This is a genomic window from Nocardia pseudovaccinii NBRC 100343, from assembly GCF_001613225.1.
Lineage (GTDB): Bacteria > Actinomycetota > Actinomycetes > Mycobacteriales > Mycobacteriaceae > Nocardia > Nocardia pseudovaccinii.
On record NZ_BDBY01000421.1, the window covers coordinates 1 to 19,367 of the forward strand.

General features: G+C 66.2%; 18 protein-coding genes and 1 pseudogene. 9 read left to right on the forward strand and 10 right to left on the reverse strand.

Annotated elements, in window-relative coordinates; genetic code table 11:
- Positions 1–183 (reverse strand): hypothetical protein (locus NP3_RS50105; RefSeq protein ID WP_218025066.1); only part of this gene is annotated, 183 nt, incomplete at its 3' end.
- Positions 184–409: 226 nt separating this feature from the next.
- Between NP3_RS50105 and NP3_RS44300 the strand changes: the two genes are divergently transcribed.
- Complete coding sequence (locus NP3_RS44300; RefSeq protein WP_245721381.1) at positions 410–1,585, forward strand: helix-turn-helix domain-containing protein; 1,176 nt, start codon at positions 410–412, stop codon at positions 1,583–1,585.
- 180 nt (positions 1,586–1,765) lie between these two features.
- Here the strand turns inward: NP3_RS44300 and NP3_RS44305 are convergent, their stop codons facing one another.
- Genes NP3_RS44305 through NP3_RS44325 form a run of 5 tightly spaced genes read right to left on the reverse strand, consistent with a single transcriptional unit; the run spans position 1,766 to position 7,494 of the window.
- The gene (locus NP3_RS44305) at positions 1,766–2,818 is read right to left on the reverse strand and encodes an acyl-CoA dehydrogenase family protein (RefSeq protein WP_063047690.1); all 1,053 of its coding nucleotides are present in this window, start codon (positions 2,816–2,818) and stop codon (positions 1,766–1,768) included.
- On the reverse strand, positions 2,815–3,846 hold the full coding sequence (locus NP3_RS44310; protein ID WP_063047691.1) for an acyl-CoA dehydrogenase family protein: 1,032 nt from the start codon (positions 3,844–3,846) through the stop codon (positions 2,815–2,817). The genes NP3_RS44305 and NP3_RS44310 overlap by 4 nt, the downstream gene beginning before the upstream one ends.
- A complete protein-coding gene (locus NP3_RS44315) occupies positions 3,843–5,060 on the reverse strand; it encodes an acyl-CoA dehydrogenase family protein (RefSeq protein WP_063047692.1) in 1,218 nt (405 codons plus the stop codon). Before NP3_RS44315 ends, NP3_RS44310 begins: the two co-directional genes overlap by 4 nt.
- Positions 5,060–5,947 carry an enoyl-CoA hydratase gene (locus NP3_RS44320; RefSeq protein ID WP_063047693.1) on the reverse strand — a complete coding sequence of 296 codons (888 nt, stop codon included), beginning with the start codon at positions 5,945–5,947 and terminating at the stop codon, positions 5,060–5,062. The genes NP3_RS44315 and NP3_RS44320 overlap by 1 nt, the downstream gene beginning before the upstream one ends.
- Positions 5,947–7,494 carry a FadD3 family acyl-CoA ligase gene (locus tag NP3_RS44325; protein WP_373864839.1) on the reverse strand — a complete coding sequence of 516 codons (1,548 nt, stop codon included), beginning with the start codon at positions 7,492–7,494 and terminating at the stop codon, positions 5,947–5,949. Before NP3_RS44325 ends, NP3_RS44320 begins: the two co-directional genes overlap by 1 nt.
- A gap of 97 nt (positions 7,495–7,591) precedes the next feature.
- Between NP3_RS44325 and NP3_RS44330 the strand changes: the two genes are divergently transcribed.
- The 5 genes from NP3_RS44330 to NP3_RS44350 all read left to right on the forward strand — a co-directional run bounded on the left by NP3_RS44330 (position 7,592) and on the right by NP3_RS44350 (position 12,653).
- Positions 7,592–8,779: an acyl-CoA dehydrogenase family protein gene (locus NP3_RS44330; RefSeq protein WP_063047695.1), complete on the forward strand. Its 1,188-nt coding sequence runs from the start codon at positions 7,592–7,594 to the stop codon at positions 8,777–8,779.
- Positions 8,780–8,820: 41 nt separating this feature from the next.
- Entirely contained in the window at positions 8,821–9,627 is an 807-nt protein-coding gene (locus NP3_RS44335) for an SDR family oxidoreductase (RefSeq protein WP_245721382.1), read from the forward strand.
- A 363-nt stretch (positions 9,628–9,990) separates the two neighbouring features.
- Positions 9,991–10,719 (forward strand): hypothetical protein, encoded by a 729-nt coding sequence (locus NP3_RS44340; RefSeq protein WP_063047697.1) that lies wholly within the window; start codon positions 9,991–9,993, stop codon positions 10,717–10,719.
- 45 nt (positions 10,720–10,764) lie between these two features.
- Positions 10,765–11,370, forward strand: coding sequence for a TetR/AcrR family transcriptional regulator (locus tag NP3_RS44345; RefSeq protein ID WP_063047702.1), 606 nt, complete (start codon positions 10,765–10,767; stop codon positions 11,368–11,370).
- Between the two features lie 95 nt (positions 11,371–11,465).
- Positions 11,466–12,653 carry an acetyl-CoA C-acetyltransferase gene (locus NP3_RS44350; RefSeq protein ID WP_373864840.1) on the forward strand — a complete coding sequence of 396 codons (1,188 nt, stop codon included), beginning with the start codon at positions 11,466–11,468 and terminating at the stop codon, positions 12,651–12,653.
- Between the two features lie 257 nt (positions 12,654–12,910).
- Here NP3_RS44350 and NP3_RS44355 read toward each other — a convergent pair whose 3' ends face one another.
- The 4 genes from NP3_RS44355 to NP3_RS44370 are packed head-to-tail and all read right to left on the reverse strand — an operon-like array spanning position 12,911 to position 16,408.
- On the reverse strand, positions 12,911–13,999 hold the full coding sequence (locus NP3_RS44355; protein ID WP_063047698.1) for an NAD(P)H-dependent flavin oxidoreductase: 1,089 nt from the start codon (positions 13,997–13,999) through the stop codon (positions 12,911–12,913).
- Positions 13,996–14,754, reverse strand: a complete 759-nt coding sequence (locus NP3_RS44360) for a CoA-transferase subunit beta (protein WP_063047699.1) — start codon at positions 14,752–14,754, stop codon at positions 13,996–13,998. Before NP3_RS44360 ends, NP3_RS44355 begins: the two co-directional genes overlap by 4 nt.
- Positions 14,751–15,635 (reverse strand): CoA transferase subunit A, encoded by an 885-nt coding sequence (locus tag NP3_RS44365; RefSeq protein WP_218025067.1) that lies wholly within the window; start codon positions 15,633–15,635, stop codon positions 14,751–14,753. The genes NP3_RS44360 and NP3_RS44365 overlap by 4 nt, the downstream gene beginning before the upstream one ends.
- A complete protein-coding gene (locus tag NP3_RS44370; protein ID WP_063047705.1) occupies positions 15,635–16,408 on the reverse strand; it encodes an enoyl-CoA hydratase family protein in 774 nt (257 codons plus the stop codon). The genes NP3_RS44365 and NP3_RS44370 overlap by 1 nt, the downstream gene beginning before the upstream one ends.
- A gap of 60 nt (positions 16,409–16,468) precedes the next feature.
- Here NP3_RS44370 and NP3_RS44375 point away from each other — a divergent pair, with 60 nt between their 5' ends.
- The 3 genes and pseudogenes from NP3_RS44375 to NP3_RS44385 form a co-directional block, all read left to right on the forward strand.
- The gene (locus NP3_RS44375; protein ID WP_063047700.1) at positions 16,469–17,266 is read left to right on the forward strand and encodes an SDR family oxidoreductase; all 798 of its coding nucleotides are present in this window, start codon (positions 16,469–16,471) and stop codon (positions 17,264–17,266) included.
- 36 nt (positions 17,267–17,302) lie between these two features.
- A complete protein-coding gene (locus NP3_RS44380; RefSeq protein ID WP_063047701.1) occupies positions 17,303–18,214 on the forward strand; it encodes an SDR family oxidoreductase in 912 nt (303 codons plus the stop codon).
- Between the two features lie 512 nt (positions 18,215–18,726).
- Positions 18,727–19,367, forward strand: a pseudogene (locus NP3_RS44385) (hypothetical protein); the annotation flags it as partial.

Here is a 19,367-nt window from a genome sequence, read left to right on the forward strand (position 1 = left end):
GCCGGGGGACTCGACACCCCGGCACCGGGACGACTCTTCGGGGGCGGTGTGAAACTCGAACTCGCTGAGCGCATCGCCGAATAGCGCGATCAGTTCGGCGCTGGGCGGTTTCCACCACGCATGGAGCTCGGGCCGTGGTGGGCCGACGAACGGAACTCGTTGCGGAAGGTCGCTCGCAGTCACGGTCTGCTCCCCTTGTCGTTGGCTGCACTCCCCAAGCGGGCACCAACCACATCGTTTGGTGTGCGGTGCACTGTGGGCCGCGCCCTGCCGGGAGGTGCTCAATCCGACGTTATGGGCATACGAGAGCCGCGAGTGACAACCTGGTGACAACTCGCAACGCCCTGGTCGCGGCCGGTAGTCTCGGCTGTAGATGCCGAAGTCGTGCCCGAATGCTAGGGAGTCCGTCGTGACCCACGTAGGCCACCGCATCGCGGTTGAACGCAAGCTAGCCGGACTGAAACAAATCCAGTTGGCGCAGAAAGCGAACTACAGCCTCTCGCTGCTGCGGGCGGTCGAGCAGGGCCGTGAACCAGCGTCACCCGCGTTTACGGCTGCTGTGGCGCGAGCGTTGGGGGTCGAGCCCGAACAGCTCACGGGTACGCCCTATTACGACACGATCGAAACGGAAGGGCCGCTCGAAGGTCTGACCGATCTGCGAGCACTGCTGGCCGAAGGGCAATATGTGCAAGGTGTCGAGCCGCCGACGCTGGCAGAGTTGTCTGCCGACATGGCCGCAGTTGATCGCGACTACCGAGACGATCGCGGCCGGGCCGCTTTGGCGCGGCTTCCGATTCTGATTCGGCAGATGTATGGGGCACTACACGCGGCGGGTACCGATGCCGAACGCGGCAGGGTGTTTACGCTGCTGTCGGCGGCACATGTCACCGCGGAACGGTTGTGTCGACGATTCGGGTACATGAACATGACAGTGCCCGTGCTAGACCGGCTCGAATGGGTAGCGGCACAAGCCGATGACCCGCTGTACGCGGCGCAAGCGAAGATCAAACGAGCCCGAATCCTCATGTACCACAACGCAAATGATGTCGGACTCACGCTGATAGATCAGGGACTCGACATGATTGCTGGCGACACCGAGGCATCCAACGCGGTCCGGGGATACGGGCACCTGTGCGGGGCGATCGTCGCGGCTCGGGGATTCCGCACCGATGTGGCCCGCGCACATATCGCCGAAGCCGGGCAGCTTGCACAGTCGATGAACGGTGAAAGCGACTTGTACGGAACACTTTTCGGCCCCGCGAATGTCGGCATTCATTCGTGCGCGGTCGAGCTCGAGGCGGGCGATCCAGGCAAGGCCGCACGGGAAGGATCGGCGTTGGTGCTTCCGGCAGGCATAGCGCCACCCCGCGCGGGGCACCACTGGCAGGACACAGCGCGGGCGTGGCTGCTCTCAGGTCAACCAGAAAAGGCGCTGAAGACGCTGAACCATGCGCGGCGGATTGCACCACAGCAGACCCGCTTGCACCCCTCGGTACGCGAGACGCTGCACGGAATCGCGGCGGCTGAACGACGACGCACCGACAGTCTGTCCAGCTTCGCCGGTTGGGTCGGTGTCGCGTTCTGATTTCCGCGTAGCCGGTATGGCTATCCGCCGTGGAGACCACGATTCGGACATTTTCGAGAAGCATGAAAGCCCCTCCGAATCCGGACCGTGGTGGTTCACGCGGTCGTCGCAAAACTCTCGATGTGAGAGGATGTGGCGATTGCGTGGACGCAATCGCCACTCCACCGGGGTGCGTTCCTCTCAGGCGGTTGGTGTGAGCGGCCTGCGCGGCTGCCCGAACAACTCCGCATCACCATGTGCGCGCTTGAAGAACAAATGCGCGTCATGTTCCCAGGTAATGGCGATGCCGCCGTGCAACTGCACCATCTCGGCCACGATGGTCGTGAACGTCTCCGAACAGTGCGTCCGCGCCACCCAGACATCCTCGGCGGCGGACGGGCTCTGCTCCGCCACCGCGACCGTCGCCGCGTAGGACGCGGATTTGGCCGACTCCACCAGCACGTACATATCCGCCATGCGGTGCTTGAGCGCCTGGAAGCTGCCGATCGCCCGCCCGAACTGCACCCGGGACTTGGCGTACTCGACCGTCATCTCCAGGCATCGTTCGGCGGCACCGATCTGCTCGGCAGCCACTGCGGCCCAGGCGATTTCGTGCAGCCGGGCGGTGAGCGCCGGGTCCGCCGAAGCGAGCCGCCGCGCCGCAACCGCCGCAAACGTGATTTCGGCGAGCTTGCGAGTGGGATCCATAGTCGGGATGGCACGTCGGGTGACGCCCGCAGCTCCCGACTCGACCTCGAACAGTCCGTCGGATGTTACCACGACGAGAGTGTCGGCATGCAACCCATCGAGCACGTAATGCGCTGTGCCGGACAGTATTTCGCCTTCCGAATGCACACCCGGCTCATCCCACCCGCCGGTGCCCGCCCAGCACACGGCGATCGTGCGGGCGCCTTCGGCAACCTCGGGCAGCAGCCGCTCACACGCCGCACTGTCACCGGACAACAGCACCGCCTGCGCACCGAGCACGGCCGAACCCAGCATCGGCACCCCGGCCAGCGTGCGCCCCAATTCGGTCACCACCAACAGGGATTCGACCAAGCTGGCGCCGAATCCGCCGTACTCCTCCGGAATCGCCAGCGCCGCGACACCGACCTGCTCGCACAGCAGCCGCCACAACGTCTCGTCATAGCCGAGTTCGGTATCCATTGCCGCGCGCACCGCGGCTGACCCGGCGTGCTTGGTAAGCAGCGCCCGGACCGAGGCGATGAATTCCTGATGTTCGGTGCTTTTCATCCGATACCTCGCAAGGCTCGGTCCCGGACGGCCTCGTCGCGCAGTGCGCGGGAGATCCGGGAACGGTGCAGATCCGGTGTACCCCAGGCCGACCGCAGCGCGGTCACCCTGGTCAACCACAGCGACAGGTCGTACTCGGCGGTGTACCCGATCGCACCGTGCACCTGCAGCGCCGCGCGTGCCGCCCGATAGGCCGCATCGCCGCACGCGATCACGGCTGCCGAAACATCGCGCCCGCGTGTGGATTCACTCATTGTCAATGCCGCCCGATAGAGCAGCGGCTCGGCCAGATCCAGCCCGATCAGCACATCGGCCAGCTTCTGCTTCACGGCCTGGAATTCGCCGATCGGCTTACCGAACTGCTTGCGCTGCTTGGCATATTCGGTCGCCGCGGCCAGCAATGCGCGGCCGGCGCCGAGCAATTGCGCCGCATTGGCCAGCGCACCGGAATCGAAGGCGGCCCCAACCGCCTCGAGCACCTGCTCACCTTCGGCGACAACGGCATCGGATTCGATGACGAACAGTCGCCGCGCCGGATCGACCGATCGCACCAGACCCGCGCGCTGTCCGGTGCGGAGTTGATTACCGTCGGCGATAAGCACCACGTCGGCGGTGTCCGCATCCAACGCGACTGTGCCGTGCTCGGCCGAGGTGAATGCCAGTGTGCCCAGCGCCGCACCGTCCGCGAACTCGGGCAGCCAGCGTGCGGCCAGTGCGGTATCCGGAAGGGCTTGCAGCAGGGCGGGTATCGCGGCCGCCGTCTCGACCAGCGGTCCGGGTGCGGCGGCGCGGCCGATCTCCTGGAATGCGACGACGAGATCGATCGGCTCCGCACCGACACCGCCGTGCTGCTCCTCGACGGCAAGTCCGAGCGCACCCGCACCGGCCAGCTGCCGTATGAGAGCGCGTCCGGGCCGGGGATCGCCCGCGGCCCAGTTGCGCACCGCGGCTGGTGTCCGTCCGGCGTCGAGCAGCTTGCGCAGGCTGGTGCCGAAGTCGAGTTGTTCCGGGCTGAGCGCGAATCTCATCGGCTGCTCCCTCTCGGTAGTCCGAGCAGCCGCTCGGCGATGATATTTCGCTGAATCTCATTGGTACCGGCGTAGATCGGGCCGGACAGCGAGAACAGATAGCCGTCGGTCCACGACCCGGCCCGCTCGGCCGCACCGCCGAGTACCTCCAGCGCGGTCTCGTGCATGGCGATATCCAATTCGGACCAGAACACCTTGGTGATAGAGGATTCCGCGCCCAGCTTGCCGCCCTCGTTCAACCGGGTGACCGTGCCGAAGGTGTGCAGCCGATAGGCCTCGCTGCCGATCCAGGCGTCCACCACCGCATCGCGCTGCGCGGTATTGGTGCGGTCGCCGGTGTCGAGCCAGAGATCGATGAGGCGCTGCGCGGTGGCGCTGAATCGGCCCGGCGACCGCAGCGACAGTCCGCGCTCATTGCTCGACGTACTCATCGCGACCCGCCAGCCGTCGCCGGGCTCGCCGATCACATCGCGATCCGGCACGAAGACATCGTCGAGGAAGATCTCCGCGAAGCCGGGTTCCCCGTCCAACTGCGGAATCGGCCGCACCGAAACACCGTCCGCGGAGAGCGGGAACATCACATAGGTGAGTCCGCGATGGCGCCCCCGGCGGCTGCGGTCAGGCCCGGAGGCGGCAGCCTGCGTAACCACGGAGGGCCCCGCATCCGCCGAATCGGACACAGCTTCGGGATCGCTGCGGAACAGCCCGAAGGCCCAGTCCGCGAATGTCGCGCGCGAACTCCACGTCTTCTGACCGCTCAATAGCCAGCCGCCGGTGGTGCGTCGCGCGGTCGAGCGGATACCGGCCAGATCGCTGCCCGCCTCCGGCTCGGACCAGGCCTGCGCCCAGATATCGTCACCGCGCGCCATCCGCGGCATGATCCGTTCCAACTGCTCCGGTGTGCCGTGCTCGAAAAGTGTCGGCGCCAGCAGGAATATGCCGTTCTGGCTGACCCGCCCCGGCGCACCGGCGGCGTAGTACTCCTGCTCGAAGAGCACCCACTCCAGCAGTGCGGCATCGCGCCCGCCGTACTCCCGCGGCCAGGCGACGACCGACAGCCGCGCCTCGGCGAGCGTGCGCTCCCATTCGCGATGCGCCTCGAACCCGGCCTTGGTATCCATCGAAGGCAGCGGCTTCGCGGGTTTGGCGGCGGCGAGGAATTCGCGGACTTCCCGCTGGAATTCCTGCGTCGCCTGATCGAGATCCAGATCCACTACGTTGTCCCGTTCTGCTCGGACGTCGAGGCCGTCGTCGCGTTGGCCTTCATCGACTTGGCGTTCATGCCGCCGAGCGAATCCGCGCCGACCTCGGCATTGTGCGCATGTGCGAAGTGATGCAGGCCGAATACCGAATCCATGCCCGCCCGCATGCCCATCAGATCCTCGGCCTGGTTGACCGCCTTCTTGGTCAGCGCGAGCCCGAATTGCGGCATGGTGGCGATCTTTTCGGCCAGTTCGAGGGTTTCGGTCTCGAGCTGGTCGCGCGACACGACGCGATTGACCATGCCCCACTCCTTGGCTTGGGCCGCATCGAAGCGGTCACCGGTGAACAGGAACTCCTTGGCAGCGCGCGGACCCATCACCCACGGGTGGGCGAAGTACTCCACACCCGGAATGCCCATGCGCACAACGGGATCGGAGAAGAAGGCGTCGTCGGAAGCGATGATCAGATCACAGACCCAGGCCAGCATGAGCCCGCCCGCGATGCAGGCGCCCTGCACCATGGCAATGGTCGGCTTCGGAATTTCCCGCCAGCGCCTGCACATGCCGAGGTACACCTCGAGCTCGCGCGCGAAACGCTGGTCACCGCCGACCTTGTCGACGTGATCCCACCAGAGCGCGGCCTTGTTCTGGTACCGCACATGGTGATCACGGCCGGGAGTGCCGATATCGTGCCCGGCGCTGAAGTGTTTTCCATTGCCCGCCAGGACGATTACGCCGACCTCGGGATCCTCGACCGCGCGCTCGAAGGCGGCGTCGATGGCGTAGGTCATCACCGAGTTCTGCGCATTGCGGTAGTCGGGCCGGTTGAGCGTCACGATGGCGACCCGCCCGCGCCGTTCGTACGTGACGACGTCCGGCTCATAGGGGATCTCGGACATTACGATTTCTCCTCACGTAGTTCACGTTTCAGCACTTTCCCGGCCGCGCTATAGGGCAATTGGTCCCGGAATTCGATGAACCGCGGCACCTTGAAATTCGCCAGCACCGTGCTCGCATGTGCGCGCACCTGCTCCTCGGTGAGTCCCGCGCCGGGCTTGCGCACCACAAAGGCCTTGCCCACCTCGCCCATTCGGGTATCCGAGACGCCGATGACGGCGGATTCGGCCACCCCGTCGAGCCGGGCCAGCGCCTGTTCCACCTCTGCCGGATACACATTGAATCCGCCGGAGATGTACATATCCTTGAGTCGATCGGTGATCTTCAGATAGCCGCGCTCGTCGATCGTGCCGATATCGCCGGTGTGCAGCCAGCCCTCGGTGTCGATGGTTTCTGCGGTGCTCTCCGGATCGTTGAGGTAGCCGAGCATGACATTCGGGCCGCGCAGCAGCACCTCACCTTCCGGGCTCAGCCGCAGTTCGAAATCGGCGATCGGTCGGCCGCAAGTACCCGCGATGGTCGCGGCATCGTCGTCCGCGCGGCACATGGTGCCGAAACCGGCGGCCTCGGACAGTCCGTAGCCGGTGATGACGACATCGAAGTCGAGTTCCGAACGCATGCGCTCGACCAGCACCACCGGTACGGTCGCGGCGCCGGTGACGGCGACCCGCAGGGTGCTCAGGTCGAAGTCGTCCCGGTCCGGGAAGTCCAGGATGGTCTGGTAGATGGTCGGCGGTCCGGGCAATACCGTGACCTTCTCTTCGCCGACCAATCGCATGGTCACCGGCACGTCGAAGGTCGCCTGCGGAATGATCGTCGCGCCGGTCACCAGGCACGCGAGAATGCCCGCCTTGTAACCGAAGTTGTGGAAGAACGGGCTGACCACCAGATAGCGATCGGAGCTGTCGAGCGTGGTGCATTCGGCCCAGGCTCGCACCACCGACAGTGCCTGCCGATGCGCGACCAATGTGCCCTTGCTGCGTCCGGTGGTGCCGGAGGTGAACAGGATGTCGGAAATATCCTCGGGGTCGACATCCTCGGCACGCTTCACGGCATCGGCCGACGGGACGGATTCGGCTATTTCCGCCAGCTGCGACCAGTTCAGCGCGGTGGGATCGTCGGTATCGCACTCGACCGGAATGACCACCACCGTATCGATATGCAATTCCGGTGCTGCGGCACGCAATTCGGCCAACCGATCCCTGCCGAGGAAGGTCCCGGCAATGAACAGCGCCTTGGCCTCGACCCGCTCCAGCACATCGGCCGCCTCGTCCGCGACATAGCGGGTATTCAACGGCACCAAGGCCGCGCCCGCGTAGTGCGCGGCCAGTGCGGCGATCACCCAGTGATAGGTATTCGGCGCCCACATGGCGACTCGATCGCCTGGCCGCACGCCACGGGCGATCAGCGCCCGCGCCACCTCCTGCACCGCCGCCAGCAACTGCGCCCAGTCCAGCCGTACGTCGCCGTCGCCGAGGGCGGGTGCGGTGCCGAACGTGCGCGCGGCATCGTGCAGTGCCATGGGTGTCGTTTGTGCAGGGGTTGTCACGGGTGTCCTCACCGTCGGCGGGGTCTTTTGCTGCCTTTGCTCGATAAAAGCGGTCCGGCTCTAACAAAGCAAGTGCTTGGTAGGTTATCCTACCGGCGTGGTTGCTATCCAGACCTCAGATTCCGACACTGCGGCACAGGACGCGCGGTTTTCCGCAGAAGTGCGCGAGTGGTTGGCCGAGAACCTCGACGGCGAGTTCCGTGCGCTGCGCGGACTCGGCGGGCCCGGCCGCGAACACGAGGCCTTCGAGGAACGACTCGCCTGGGACCGGCATCTGGCCGCCGCAGGCTGGACCTGCCTCGGCTGGCCCAAGGAGTGGGGCGGGCGCGAGGCCTCGGTGCGCCAGCAGGTGATCTTCCATGAGGAATACGCCAAGGCGAACGCGCCCGCGCGGGTTTCCCACGTCGGTGAGGAACTGCTCGGTCCGACGGTATTGGCCTTCGGTACCCAGGCGCAGAAGGAGCGGTTCCTGCCGGGCGTCCGGAATGTGACCGAGCTGTGGTGCCAGGGCTACTCCGAACCCGGCGCGGGCTCGGACCTGGCGGCCATCACCACCAGCGCCCAGCTCGACGGCGACGAATGGTCGATCAACGGTCAGAAGATCTGGACTTCGCTGGCCCATGTGGCCGACTGGTGCTTCGTGGTCGCGCGCACCGAAAAGGGTTCGACGCGGCACAAGGGCCTTTCCTACCTGCTGGTTCCGATGCATCAGCCCGGTATCGAGGTCCGCCCCATCATCCAGCTGACCGGCACCTCGGAATTCAACGAGGTCTTCTTCGATGATGCCCGAACCGCCGCGGACCTGGTCGTCGGCGAACCCGGTGACGGTTGGCGCATCGCCATGGGCACGCTCACCTTCGAGCGCGGCATCTCCACCCTCGGCCAGCAGATCCGATTCGCTCGCGAACTGGCCGATATCGAGGCATTGGCCCGCCGCGCCGGCGCGGCCGACGACCCGTTGATCGCCGACCGTATCGATAAGGCATGGGTCGGCCTACGTGTGCTGCGCGCGCACGCGCTGCGGACCATGCAGGACAGCACCGCGGACGACGGCGGCCAGGCCTCGGTTTCGAAGCTGTTGTGGGCCAACTGGCATCGCGGCCTCGGCGAATTGGCCATGGCCGTACTCGGCCCCGCCGGTCTGGTGGCCGATGAGCACGATCTCAACGAATGGCAGCGGCTGTATCTGTTCACCCGCGCCGACACGATCTACGGAGGTTCGAACGAAGTGCAGCGCAATATCATCTCCGAGCGCGTGCTCGGACTGCCGCGGGAGGCTCGATGAATACTGCATCGCATAGCGATTCCATGGGGGGTGGTGGTCGGGTGACGGGTGGGCATGGACCACTTTCCATTGCGCCGCAGCCCATTCCGGGGCACGGTCTGCTGACCGGACGCAATGCCGTGATCACCGCGGCGGCGGGTACCGGCATCGGCTCCGCGACCGCGCGCAGGTTGCTCGCCGAGGGCGCCGATGTCGTCGTATCCGACTGGCACGAGCGACGTCTCGCCGAAACCGAGATCGAGCTGAAGGCCGAATTCCCGGAACGCCGGGTCGCTTCGATCGTGTGCGATGTGCAGAGCACCGAACAGGTCGACGAGCTGATCCGCGGCGCCGCAACGGCATTGGGCCGCATCGACATCATGGTCAACAACGCCGGACTCGGCGGCGAGACCCCGGTCGTCGATATGACCGACGAGCAGTGGGACCGCGTCCTCGACATCACCCTCAACGGCACCTTCCGCTGCACCCGCGCCGCTCTCGGCTACTTCCGCGATGCGGGCCACGGCGGTGTCATCGTCAATAACGCCAGCGTGCTCGGCTGGCGCGCGCAATACGGCCAGGCGCACTACGCCGCCGCCAAGGCCGGAGTCATGGCCCTGACCCGCTGCAGTGCCGTCGAGGCCGCCGAACTCGGCGTCCGCATCAATGCCGTCGCCCCGAGCATCGCCAGGCACGCCTTCCTGGACAAGGTCAGCTCGACCGAACTCCTCGACCGCCTCTCCGAACGCGAAGCCTTCGGCCGCGCGGCGGAACCCTGGGAGGTCGCCGCCACCATCGCCATGCTGGCCAGTGACTACACCAGCTACCTCACCGGCGAAGTGGTATCGGTAAGCAGCCAGCGGGCCTGATCTACGTGACCCCAGCGGAGCGAGGCTTACGAACGACCCGTTCGCGGCGCGTCTCGCATTCGTGCGAAGGCGCGACCCTCGACTCGGCGAAGCGCATGCGCTGCGGGCGCGCGTCTCGGCGGCGCCGCTAGCGACTGCTTGCAGGTCGCTCGAAAGGGTCGGACGCGAGACAGACGGGGCCGCGAACACGCAGCGACGCATGGGCTGCCCGCATCACAGCGCAGTTGTGCGATCGCTTTCAGACCTCTGCGATCCGTCGGGCAGGTGGGCGTCTGATCAGGTAAAAAAGGCCGGGACGCGGGCCGTATACCTGTGCAATGCTGGGAGTGGCCGAATCCCGTACTTCCCTAAGGGGCGATGGCTATGGGGCAGGATCGCCCACCGGCCCGCGAACAACTGGAACTCGAATTGGTGCGCGAAGTCGTGCTGGCCAGGCGACGTCTGGACAGCATGGTGCTCGCGGCGCTCACCCTCGGCGCGGAACTCATGGACCACACGTCCGAGCGTGTGACCGCGACCCGGACCGCCCAGATTCTCGAGCAGTATGCGATCGATGAATCCGAGGTCGCCCGTGATCCGCGCGGTGCGTTGCGTGCCGATATGACACGTGATTACGAACGCGCCTGCCGCGTCGGGCTCAGTGCCGCATCGCTCGGATCCGAACAGGACCGCAGACGGCGGCGGCAGACGGCACTGTTGTGTGAGGTGCGAGCGGATCTGCTCGACGTCATCCGCAAATGCCGCAAATTCCGCTTCGATCGCGTGGCATTCGCCGACGAGATCGCCCAAGGTTTGTGCGCCGCTACGGACAAGCTGGTGGTCGGCGCGGATATGGATACCTATCGAGCCTGGCAGCGCGGCATGATCCTCAAACTCATCGAGGAGCCGGTCCCATTCGGCCCACCGCGCGTCATGGCCACCGTGGACGCGGGCCCGGACCGCAGCCCGCTGACCGTCGAATGGGACAGCTGTGAGCGCAGACTCGCGCTGGTCGCCCGGATGGCGCGCGCAGGGGTCTCACCGGTCGTGATCTGCGACCGACTCCTGGCGGATCTGTCGGTGTCGTCACCACTGCGCTATTCGATGCGCTGACCAATCGAGGCACGCGGCTGGCCCAAGCAAATGCTTGGTTGTATTATGAGCCGTGTGACCGCACCAGACGCCTCGAAATCAGCACGGCGCAATGAATTGCTCGCACTCGCGGCCCAACTGTTCGCCGAGCGTGGACTGCGTGCGACCACCGTGCGAGATATCGCCGACGCGGCCGGGATTCTATCGGGGAGCCTCTATCACCACTTCGATTCCAAGGAGTCGATGGTCGACGAGATTCTGCGCGGCTTCCTCGACGATCTGTTCGGCCGGTATCGGGAGATCGTGGCCTCCGGGCTGAGTTCGCGAGATACCTTGGAAGCGTTGGTGATCGCGTCCTACGAATCCTTCGACCGCTCACACGCCGCGGTGGCGATCTACCAGGCCGAGGCCAAGCGCCTGCGCGATTCGGAGCGGTTCACCTATATCGCGGACTACAACCGCGAATTCCGTGAGCTGTGGCACCGGGTGTTGATCAATGGCGTCGCGGACGGCAGCTTCCGGCCGGAACTCGACGTCGAATTGGCCTACCGATTCCTCCGGGACACGGTTTGGGTTGCGGTGCGGTGGTACGAGCCCGGCGGCTCGATCACCGTCGAGAACCTCGCCAAGCAGTACCTGACCATCGTGCTAGACGGCCTGACCGTGCCGTAGTCGATTTCGGCGGTCGCGTGGCCCAGCGTGGGCTACGCGAGCTACCGCCTCCGGGCCCGTCGCTCCCGCCGGGCAACACCAAGTAGGAGTTCTCCATGTCAGCACCATCCGCTCGCCGCCCGTACACCCCGCTGCGGGACGCCTATGTGATCGACGCGGTGCGCACGCCGGTCGGCAAGCGCAATGGCGCGCTGGCCGCGGTGCATCCGGCCGATCTCGGCGCGGCCGCACTGCGTGGGCTGCTGGACCGCAACCCGATCGATCCGGCGGTGGTCGACGATGTGATCGTCGGCTGCGTCGACAATATCGGCCCGCAGGCGGGCAATATCGGCCGCACCATGTGGCTGGCCGCCGGATATCCGGAGGAAGTTCCCGGGGTCACCGTCGACCGGCAGTGCGGATCCTCCCAGCAGGCCATCAATTTCGGCGCGCAGGCCATCATGAGCGGCACCGCCGAGGTGATCGTCGCGGGCGGCGTGCAGAACATGAGCGCCATCCCGATCTCGGCGGCCATGTTGGCGGGCAAGGAATATGGGTTCGACGCACCGTTCGTCGGTGCGCAGGGCTGGGACCATCGCTATGGCACCGCCGAGGTTTCGCAGTTCAACGGTGCGCAGATGATCGCCGACAAGTGGAATATCAGCCGAGAAGAGATGGAGCGCTGGGCATTGCGCAGCCATGAGCGCGCCCGCGATGCCATCAAGAACGGCCGCTTCGATGGTGAGATCGTGCCAGTCGGCGATTTCTGGATCGACCAGGGACCGCGCGAGACCACGCTCGAGAAGATGGCGTCGCTGCCGGTGCTCGCCGAGGGCAGCACGCTGACCGCCGCGGTCGCCAGCCAGATCTCCGACGGCGCGAGCGCGACCCTGCTCGCCTCCGAATGGGCCGTCGCGGAATACGGACTGCGCCCACGCGCCCGCATCCACCATGTGAGCGCCCGCGGCGCCGACCCGATCATGATGCTCACCGGCCCGATTCCGGCCACCAAGTGGGCGCTGGAGAAGACCGGTCTGACCATCGAGGATATCGATGCCGTCGAGATCAACGAGGCCTTCGCTCCGGTCGTGCTCGCTTGGCTGCGGGAGACCGGCGCCGATCCGGAGAAGGTGAACGTCAACGGCGGCGCGATCGCCCTCGGTCACCCGCTCGGCGCCACCGGCGCAAAGCTTTTCGCCACCCTGCTCAATGAGCTGGAACGCCGCAACGGTCGCTACGGCCTGCTCACCATCTGCGAGGGTGGCGGCACCGCCAACGCCACGATCATCGAACGCCTCAGCTGAGAGCCCTTCGTCAACTCCGGCTGAGTAACCAAAGGCCGCCCCTTGGAAGCGATTCCAAGGGGCGGCCTTTCGGTGCATCAGCCTTGCAGTCGCGCGTCGCTTCGCGGGTCGGCGGCGGGTTGATGGGTCCACTTTCTGGGCGTACCCGACAAGTGACCCATGTGCGCACGAGATCAGTCGGCACCGAGAACGAAATGCCGCCCGTGGAACTTTCCAGGGGCGGCATTTCGGTGTTTCCGACTTGTGCGCGGGTTCGATCAGGTCGCGTTCGGCGCGGTCTTGTGATCGGCAGTCAGCGCGGCGATGGTGTCGATCCGCGTGACGGCATCGGCGACGATGCGGTCGATGAGTTCCTTGCAGGTGGGCAGGTCGTCGATGATGCCGGTGACCTGGCCCGCGGCTAGCACGCCCGCGTGGGTGTTGCCCTCGACGAGTCCGGCGCGCAGCAGCATCGGGGTATTGGCGGCCATCACGACCTGAGACCAGCTGAGGTCCTTGGCCTTTCGCATGGCAAGACCGTCACGGACCATGGTCGACCACTTCATGCCGGTCATGCCCTTGAACTTCGCCGCATTGGAGACCGCGGCGGCCAACCCCCGCCAGCGCCCCGAATGTTCCAGGCGATCAACGAGTTCGGTATTCAGCACCCGGTGCGGCATACCGTCGACCTTGAGCGAGACCACGGTGTCCTGCAGTTGTCGCTTCAGGTACTCCTGCTTGACCGCGTCGGGCACGGTGCTCTCCTTGGTCAGCAGGAAACGCGTACCCATCGCGACACCCGCGGCGCCGTAGGCCAATGCGGCCGCCAGACCTCGTCCGTCGAAGAATCCGCCTGCCGCGACCACCGGAATATCGACCGCGTCCAGCACCGACGGCAGCAGCAGCGTGGTCGCCACCGGACCGGTATGCCCACCGCCCTCGCCGCCCTGCACGATCACCGCATCGGCGCCCCAAGACGCGACCTTCACCGCGTGCTTGGCGGCGCCGATCGACGGAATCACCACCACACCGGCATCTTTCAGCTTGGCGATGAGTTCCTGCTTCGGTGCCAACGCGAATGACGCGACGGCCACCTTCTCTCGGATCAACAAATCGATCCGCTCGGGCGCATCCGTGGCGTCGGCGCGGATATTCACGCCGAACGGCTTGCCGGTATGCGCCTTGGTCTTCGCGATCGCGGCTTCCAATTCGGCGAATGTCATGGTTGCCGAGGCCAGAATCCCGAGCCCACCCGCCTCGGCCGTCGCCGACACCAGGCTCGGCCCGGCCACCCAACCCATACCGGTCTGCACGATCGGATGTTCGATGCCGACCAATTCGGTCAGCGGTGTCCGCAGCGAACTCATGACGGCACCTCTGATTCCCGAACCTTCCTCGGATCGAGCACATCGCGGATCAACCGCAGCTCTTCCGAGGTCGGCAGCCGAGTTTGTCCCGCCTCGGCCAGTCCGGCGATCTCGAACGAGGTGTTCTCGGCGACCTCGTCGGCGGTGACGCCCGGATGCAGACTGCGCGCCCGCATCGTGTGGTCGGGTCCCGCGAAATCGAAGACGCCCAAATTGGTGACCACCCGATGCAGGTGATGGAACCGATACGCCGGATTGGCCGGATCGACCTTGTCATAGCCGACGCCGGAGACGATATCGACCTGATCGACGAACACCCGGCGCGTATGCCGCGAAACCCAGTAGCTGGTCGGATGATTGATGGTGTTGCCCGGCGCACCGCGGGAACCGAACATTTGCCGGGTCGGCTGCTGCAACGGACCGAATGCCGACAGATTCTGATTGCCGAACCGATCTAGCTGATTGGCCCCCATCACCACATGGCGCCGCCCGGAGGCCACCACATCGAACACCTTGCGGAACGGAATCCATCCCTCGATCGGCGCTTTGCCGCCCAACGGGGGAGTGTCGGCGAAGAACAGCGCCTCACCATCGGAGAGCAGTAGATCCGGTTCGGTGGTCAACTTGGCCAGCCGCGCGCCGATGATCGTCATCGGCGACATCGGCGAGGCCATGATTTCCCCTGCGCCGCTGAAGATCTCGGCGCAGGCGATGGCGCAGATCTCGGCTCGCGTAACGGTTTCGGTTGAAGTCACTTCGACGCCTCCTGTGTGAACTCACGAACGGCGGCCTGATATTCGTCCTCGGAGACCGCCAGGTACTTGTCGACGAACTGCTGCCAGGACTCCGGCGTCTTGGCCGACTCCACATAGTGCTTCTGGAACTTCTCGTCCCGGCCGTAGCTGTCGGCGGCCAGGGTGAAGTGCGCGCCGCCGGGCGCCTCGACTACACCGTCGACCAGCATCCGGTTGATCAATAACGACTGCAGCGGAACGGCTTTCACCAGTTCCTCGGTCTCCACCACCTGCTCCACCGACACGTAGCGACGCTCGGCGGCCAGGCAGTACAGGTCGTCGAAGTACGGATCGACACCGGTGTAGGCGGCATTGCCGTGCTTATCGCCGATGTTCAAATGCACGAGCGCCGCATCGAGATTCAGCGCGGGCATCGCGATCAGCGTCTCGGTTCGTCCGTCGCCGTCCGGATACGGTGACGCGACGGTCTTCAGCTCGCCCTCCCAGAAATTCACGACATCGGATCCGAGACCGGCGCGGATCGGCAGGAACGGCAGTCGCGCGGCCGCCGCCTCCAGCCCGCATTTCAACATGCCCTCGTCCATCTCCCGCGCCACCAGCGCGCCGGACGTCCGCGCCTTGGCGAACCACGGATCGTAGAACGGCGGCGAATCCAGCGAGACGAAGCCGTAGTACGCCTTGCGCACCTTGCCCGCCGAACACAGCAGACCGAGATCTGGTCCGCCGTAGCTGACCACGGTCAAATCGGTGATATCCGAGCGCAGGATGGCCCGCACCAGCGCCATCGGCTTGCGCCGCGAGCCCCAGCCGCCGATGCCGATGGTCATACCGCTGCGCAGTTCGCCGACGACCTCGTCGAGCGACATTCGCTTGTCCCGCATCAGTTTTCCTTGCTCTCTTCCTTGCGCGCGGCCAGATCGTCGTCGAACCGCGCACGGATCTCATCCGCGACACCGGCCAGATTCAGTTCGAAGGTGAAGCCCTGTTCGTAGCGGTAGCTGCGGTGCACGTCCTGCACATCGATGCCATTGAGCGCCCGCTTGGCCGCCCGGATGACCCGGCTGTCCTTGGTCGCGATGTTCTTGGCGACCTCCAGTGCTGCGGCATCGAGTTCGGCGCGCGGCACCACCTGGTACACCGAGCCGAAGTGCTGCAACTGCTGTGCGGTGATGGTGCTCGCGGTATAGAACAGCGCGCGCATCAGATGCTGCGGCACCAGCCGGGACAGATGCGTGGCCGCACCGAGCGCACCGCGGTCGACCTCGGGCAGCCCGAAAGTCGCGTCATCCGAAGCGATTACGACATCGGCATTGCCGACCAGACCGATGCCGCCGCCGAGGCAGAAGCCCTGCACCGCCGCGATCACCGGCACCGGGCAGTCGTAGACGGCCGCGAACGCCTCGAAACAGCCGTGATTCGCGTCGATCAGCGCCTGATGGCCGGGGGTGCGCTGCATCTCCTTGATATCGACACCGGCATTGAAGCCGCGGTTCTCGGCGCGCAACACCACCACTTTGGTTTCCGGATCGCGACCGGCCGCGCGGATCTCATCCGCCAGCGTGAACCAGCCGTCGGACGGTATGGCGTTGACCGGCGGATAGTCGACCGTGACCACGGTGATGCCGGTTGATTCGGAGTGACGGTTGATCCCCATCGCAAGTCCCATCGTGTGTACGAGGTGGCAAAGCAAGCAGTTGCTTGGTAGGTTAGCACGGTGGCACTCGAAATAGACCTCACCGGCAACGTCGTCCTGGTCACCGGCGGTGTGCGCGGGGTGGGCGCGGGCGTCAGCAGGGCTTTCCTGGCTGCCGGAGCGACCGTCGTGGCCTGCGCTCGACGACCCGGTGAAGAGCTGGTGGAACACGAAGGCCGGGAGATCGAATACCTGCCCTGTGATGTGCGCGATGCCGACGCCGTGCAGGGGTTGGTCGACGCGATCGTCGCGCGGCACGGCCGCCTCGATCACCTGGTCAACAATGCGGGCGGCGCCCCGTTCGCCCTCGCCGCCGATGCCAGCAAGAACTTCCACAGCAAGATCGTCGAGCTGAATCTGCTCGCGCCCCTGTTGGTCTCGCAGGCCGCCAATGTGGTGATGCAGCAGCAGCCGGGCGGCGGCTCCATTGTGATGGTGTCCAGTGTGAGCGGGCACCGGCCGTCGCCGGGGACCGCCGCCTATGGCGCGGCCAAGGCGGGCGTCGACAGCCTGACCTCCTCGCTCGCCGTCGAATGGGCGCCGAAAGTCCGGGTGAATTCGCTGGTCGTGGGCCCGGTCGTCACCGAACTGAGCGAACTGCACTACGGCGATCAAGACGGTATCGACGCCGTCGGCGCGACCATCCCGCTCGGTCGGATGGCCCGCCCCGAGGACATCGGCCGCTGCGCCGCCTTCCTGACCTCATCCCTGGCCGCCTTCGTCAGCGGCGCGACGCTGCTGGTGCACGGCGGCGGTGAGCGTCCGGCATTCCTCGCGGCGTCGAATGCGAAAGTCGGCGAGCAGACCGCTGAGGCCTGAACAATCGAACCTGAAAACGAAGAGGACACAACAGGTATGGACACCGAGCAGATCTGCGCGGGGCGCATTGTCATCGTCACCGGCGCCGGCCGCGGTATCGGCCGGGCGCACGCGCTCGCCTTCGCCGCCGCCGGGGCCCGTGTGGTCGTCAATGATCTCGGCTCCGCGCTGAACGGCGCGGCGACCGGTGAGACGCCCGCCGAACAGGTCGTCGCCGAGATCAAGGCACTCGGCGGCGAGGCCGTGGCCAATGGTGACGACGTCGCGGACTGGGACGGCGCCCGCAATCTCATCCGCCAGGCCGTCGACACCTTCGGCGGCCTGGATGTGCTGGTCAACAATGCCGGTTTCGTGCGCGACCGCATGCTGGTGAACCTGGGCGAGGACGAGTGGGATGCGGTGGTCCGGGTCCATCTCAAGGGCCACTTCGCGACCATGCGCCATGCGATCGAGTACTGGCGCGGTGAGTCCAAGGCGGGGCGCCCGGTCGATGCCCGCATCATCAACACCAGCTCCGGCGCGGGCCTGCAGGGCAGTGTCGGCCAGAGCAATTACGGTGCCGCCAAGGCGGGTATCGCGGGCCTGACCCTCACCGCTTCGGCCGAATTCGCGCGCTACGGCGTGACCGTCAATGCCATCGCCCCTTCGGCCCGCACGCGCATGACCGAAACCGTCTTCGCCGAGATGATGACCGCACCCGAGGACGGCTTCGACACGATGGCTCCCGAGAATGTCTCGCCGATCGTGGTCTGGCTCGGCAGTGCGCAATCCGCGGCTGTCACCGGCCGGATGTTCGAGGTCGAGGGCGGCAAGGTCGCACTCGCCGATGGCTGGCGGCACGGCACCGCCGTGGACCGCGGCGCTCGCTGGAATCCCGCCGAACTCGGCCCGGTCGTCGCCGACCTGATCGCCAAGTCTGTTCCGCCGGAGGCGGTGTACGGCGCCTGAGCGCCGAATAGTTCCGGCAGCACCGAAAGCTGGACGGTTGCTTCGCCCGACACAGATCGGTACAGCCGTACTATTTATCTCTCCGGTTCGGTGGAGTCGTGTCGGCGCGTCCCTCGATTCGTGTTCTGGCCGTAGGGGTGCGCGGATGCGGTCCGCGGCGTGTTCGTCGCCGGGCGAACGGACCGACCCGGGTTCCACTGTGGGCACGTCCGATTCGCCGCTGCGCGGCATCGACATACGTGCTGGTCTGCCCGTTTAGTCCAGCGCGCGTAGGGGATCGATGCGGAAATGTGTTCGGGATTACAGCCGAACTCCCGATGGCATGGTCTGGGCGGTCGACCGAGAACCGGCGTGTGGCCGGTCGGGCGTGTCGAATACCCGCCGTGGCCCGAGCCACTGCGCGGATTTGGGCTGGGGTTTACTATGGGCTCCCGTTCGTTGAAGTCCCGGAACTGAAGTGTTGCGACCGGGCAATAGATCTGCGCTATTTCGGATGAGGGGAAGGCTGGCGCATGGCCGTTGGTCGCACGTCGCGTGTGGTCGCAGTACTTGCGATCGTCGCCGGTTTTGCGCTATTCGGCGGCGTTTCGGCCGAAGCGCAGCCCGGCCGCGCCTGTGCGCAGTGCGCGGACCCGAATAATCCGACGCCGGATTCGAACGGCGATGTCTGGATGCCGCTGACGATTCCGGGCCAGTCGAGTGTCAGTTCGCCGATCGATCCGACCGACGCCGCGGCCGGGGTGACCCCCGCCGGTCTCGGTTCGGCCGCCGGTTCAGCCGCAGCCGGTTCAGCCGCGACGGGTCTGCTCGGCGCACTACTCGGCGGTGGCTCGGTAGGCGTGGGCACCATCATCGGCACCGGCTCCGCGGGCGTCGGCGCGATCATCGGCACCGGCTCGGCCGGTGTTGCCACCATTCTCGGTACCGGTTCTGCCGCAGTCGGTTCCGCTGGCGTCGGCACCGGATCCGCACTGGCGGGTACGGGTTCGGCCGCGGTCGGTTCGGCGGGTATCGGTTCCGCGGGTGTGGGTTCGGCCGCAACCGGTTCTGCCGCTGTGGGTTCTGCCGCCGTCGGTTCCGCGGCGGTCGGCTCTGCCTCGCCACTGCTGCTGCTCCTGATCCCGCTGCCGACGCCGCCCGCGCCCGCGCCCGC

Bases quoted from the DNA above. Each gene is read 5' to 3' on its own strand.
- NP3_RS44340 (WP_063047697.1), top strand. From the start codon at position 9,991: ATGGGGCAGGATCGCCCACCGGCCCGCGAACAACTGGAACTCGAATTG.
- NP3_RS44320 (WP_063047693.1), bottom strand. From the start codon at position 5,947: ATGTCCGAGATCCCCTATGAGCCGGACGTCGTCACGTACGAACGGCGC.
- NP3_RS44350 (WP_373864840.1), top strand. From the start codon at position 11,466: ATGTCAGCACCATCCGCTCGCCGCCCGTACACCCCGCTGCGGGACGCC.
- NP3_RS44305 (WP_063047690.1), bottom strand. From the start codon at position 2,818: ATGAAAAGCACCGAACATCAGGAATTCATCGCCTCGGTCCGGGCGCTG.
- NP3_RS44380 (WP_063047701.1), top strand. From the start codon at position 17,303: ATGGACACCGAGCAGATCTGCGCGGGGCGCATTGTCATCGTCACCGGC.
- NP3_RS44345 (WP_063047702.1), top strand. From the start codon at position 10,765: ATGAGCCGTGTGACCGCACCAGACGCCTCGAAATCAGCACGGCGCAAT.
- NP3_RS44370 (WP_063047705.1), bottom strand. From the start codon at position 16,408: ATGGGGATCAACCGTCACTCCGAATCAACCGGCATCACCGTGGTCACG.
- NP3_RS44355 (WP_063047698.1), bottom strand. From the start codon at position 13,999: ATGAGTTCGCTGCGGACACCGCTGACCGAATTGGTCGGCATCGAACAT.
- NP3_RS44310 (WP_063047691.1), bottom strand. From the start codon at position 3,846: ATGAGATTCGCGCTCAGCCCGGAACAACTCGACTTCGGCACCAGCCTG.
- NP3_RS44365 (WP_218025067.1), bottom strand. From the start codon at position 15,635: ATGCGGGACAAGCGAATGTCGCTCGACGAGGTCGTCGGCGAACTGCGC.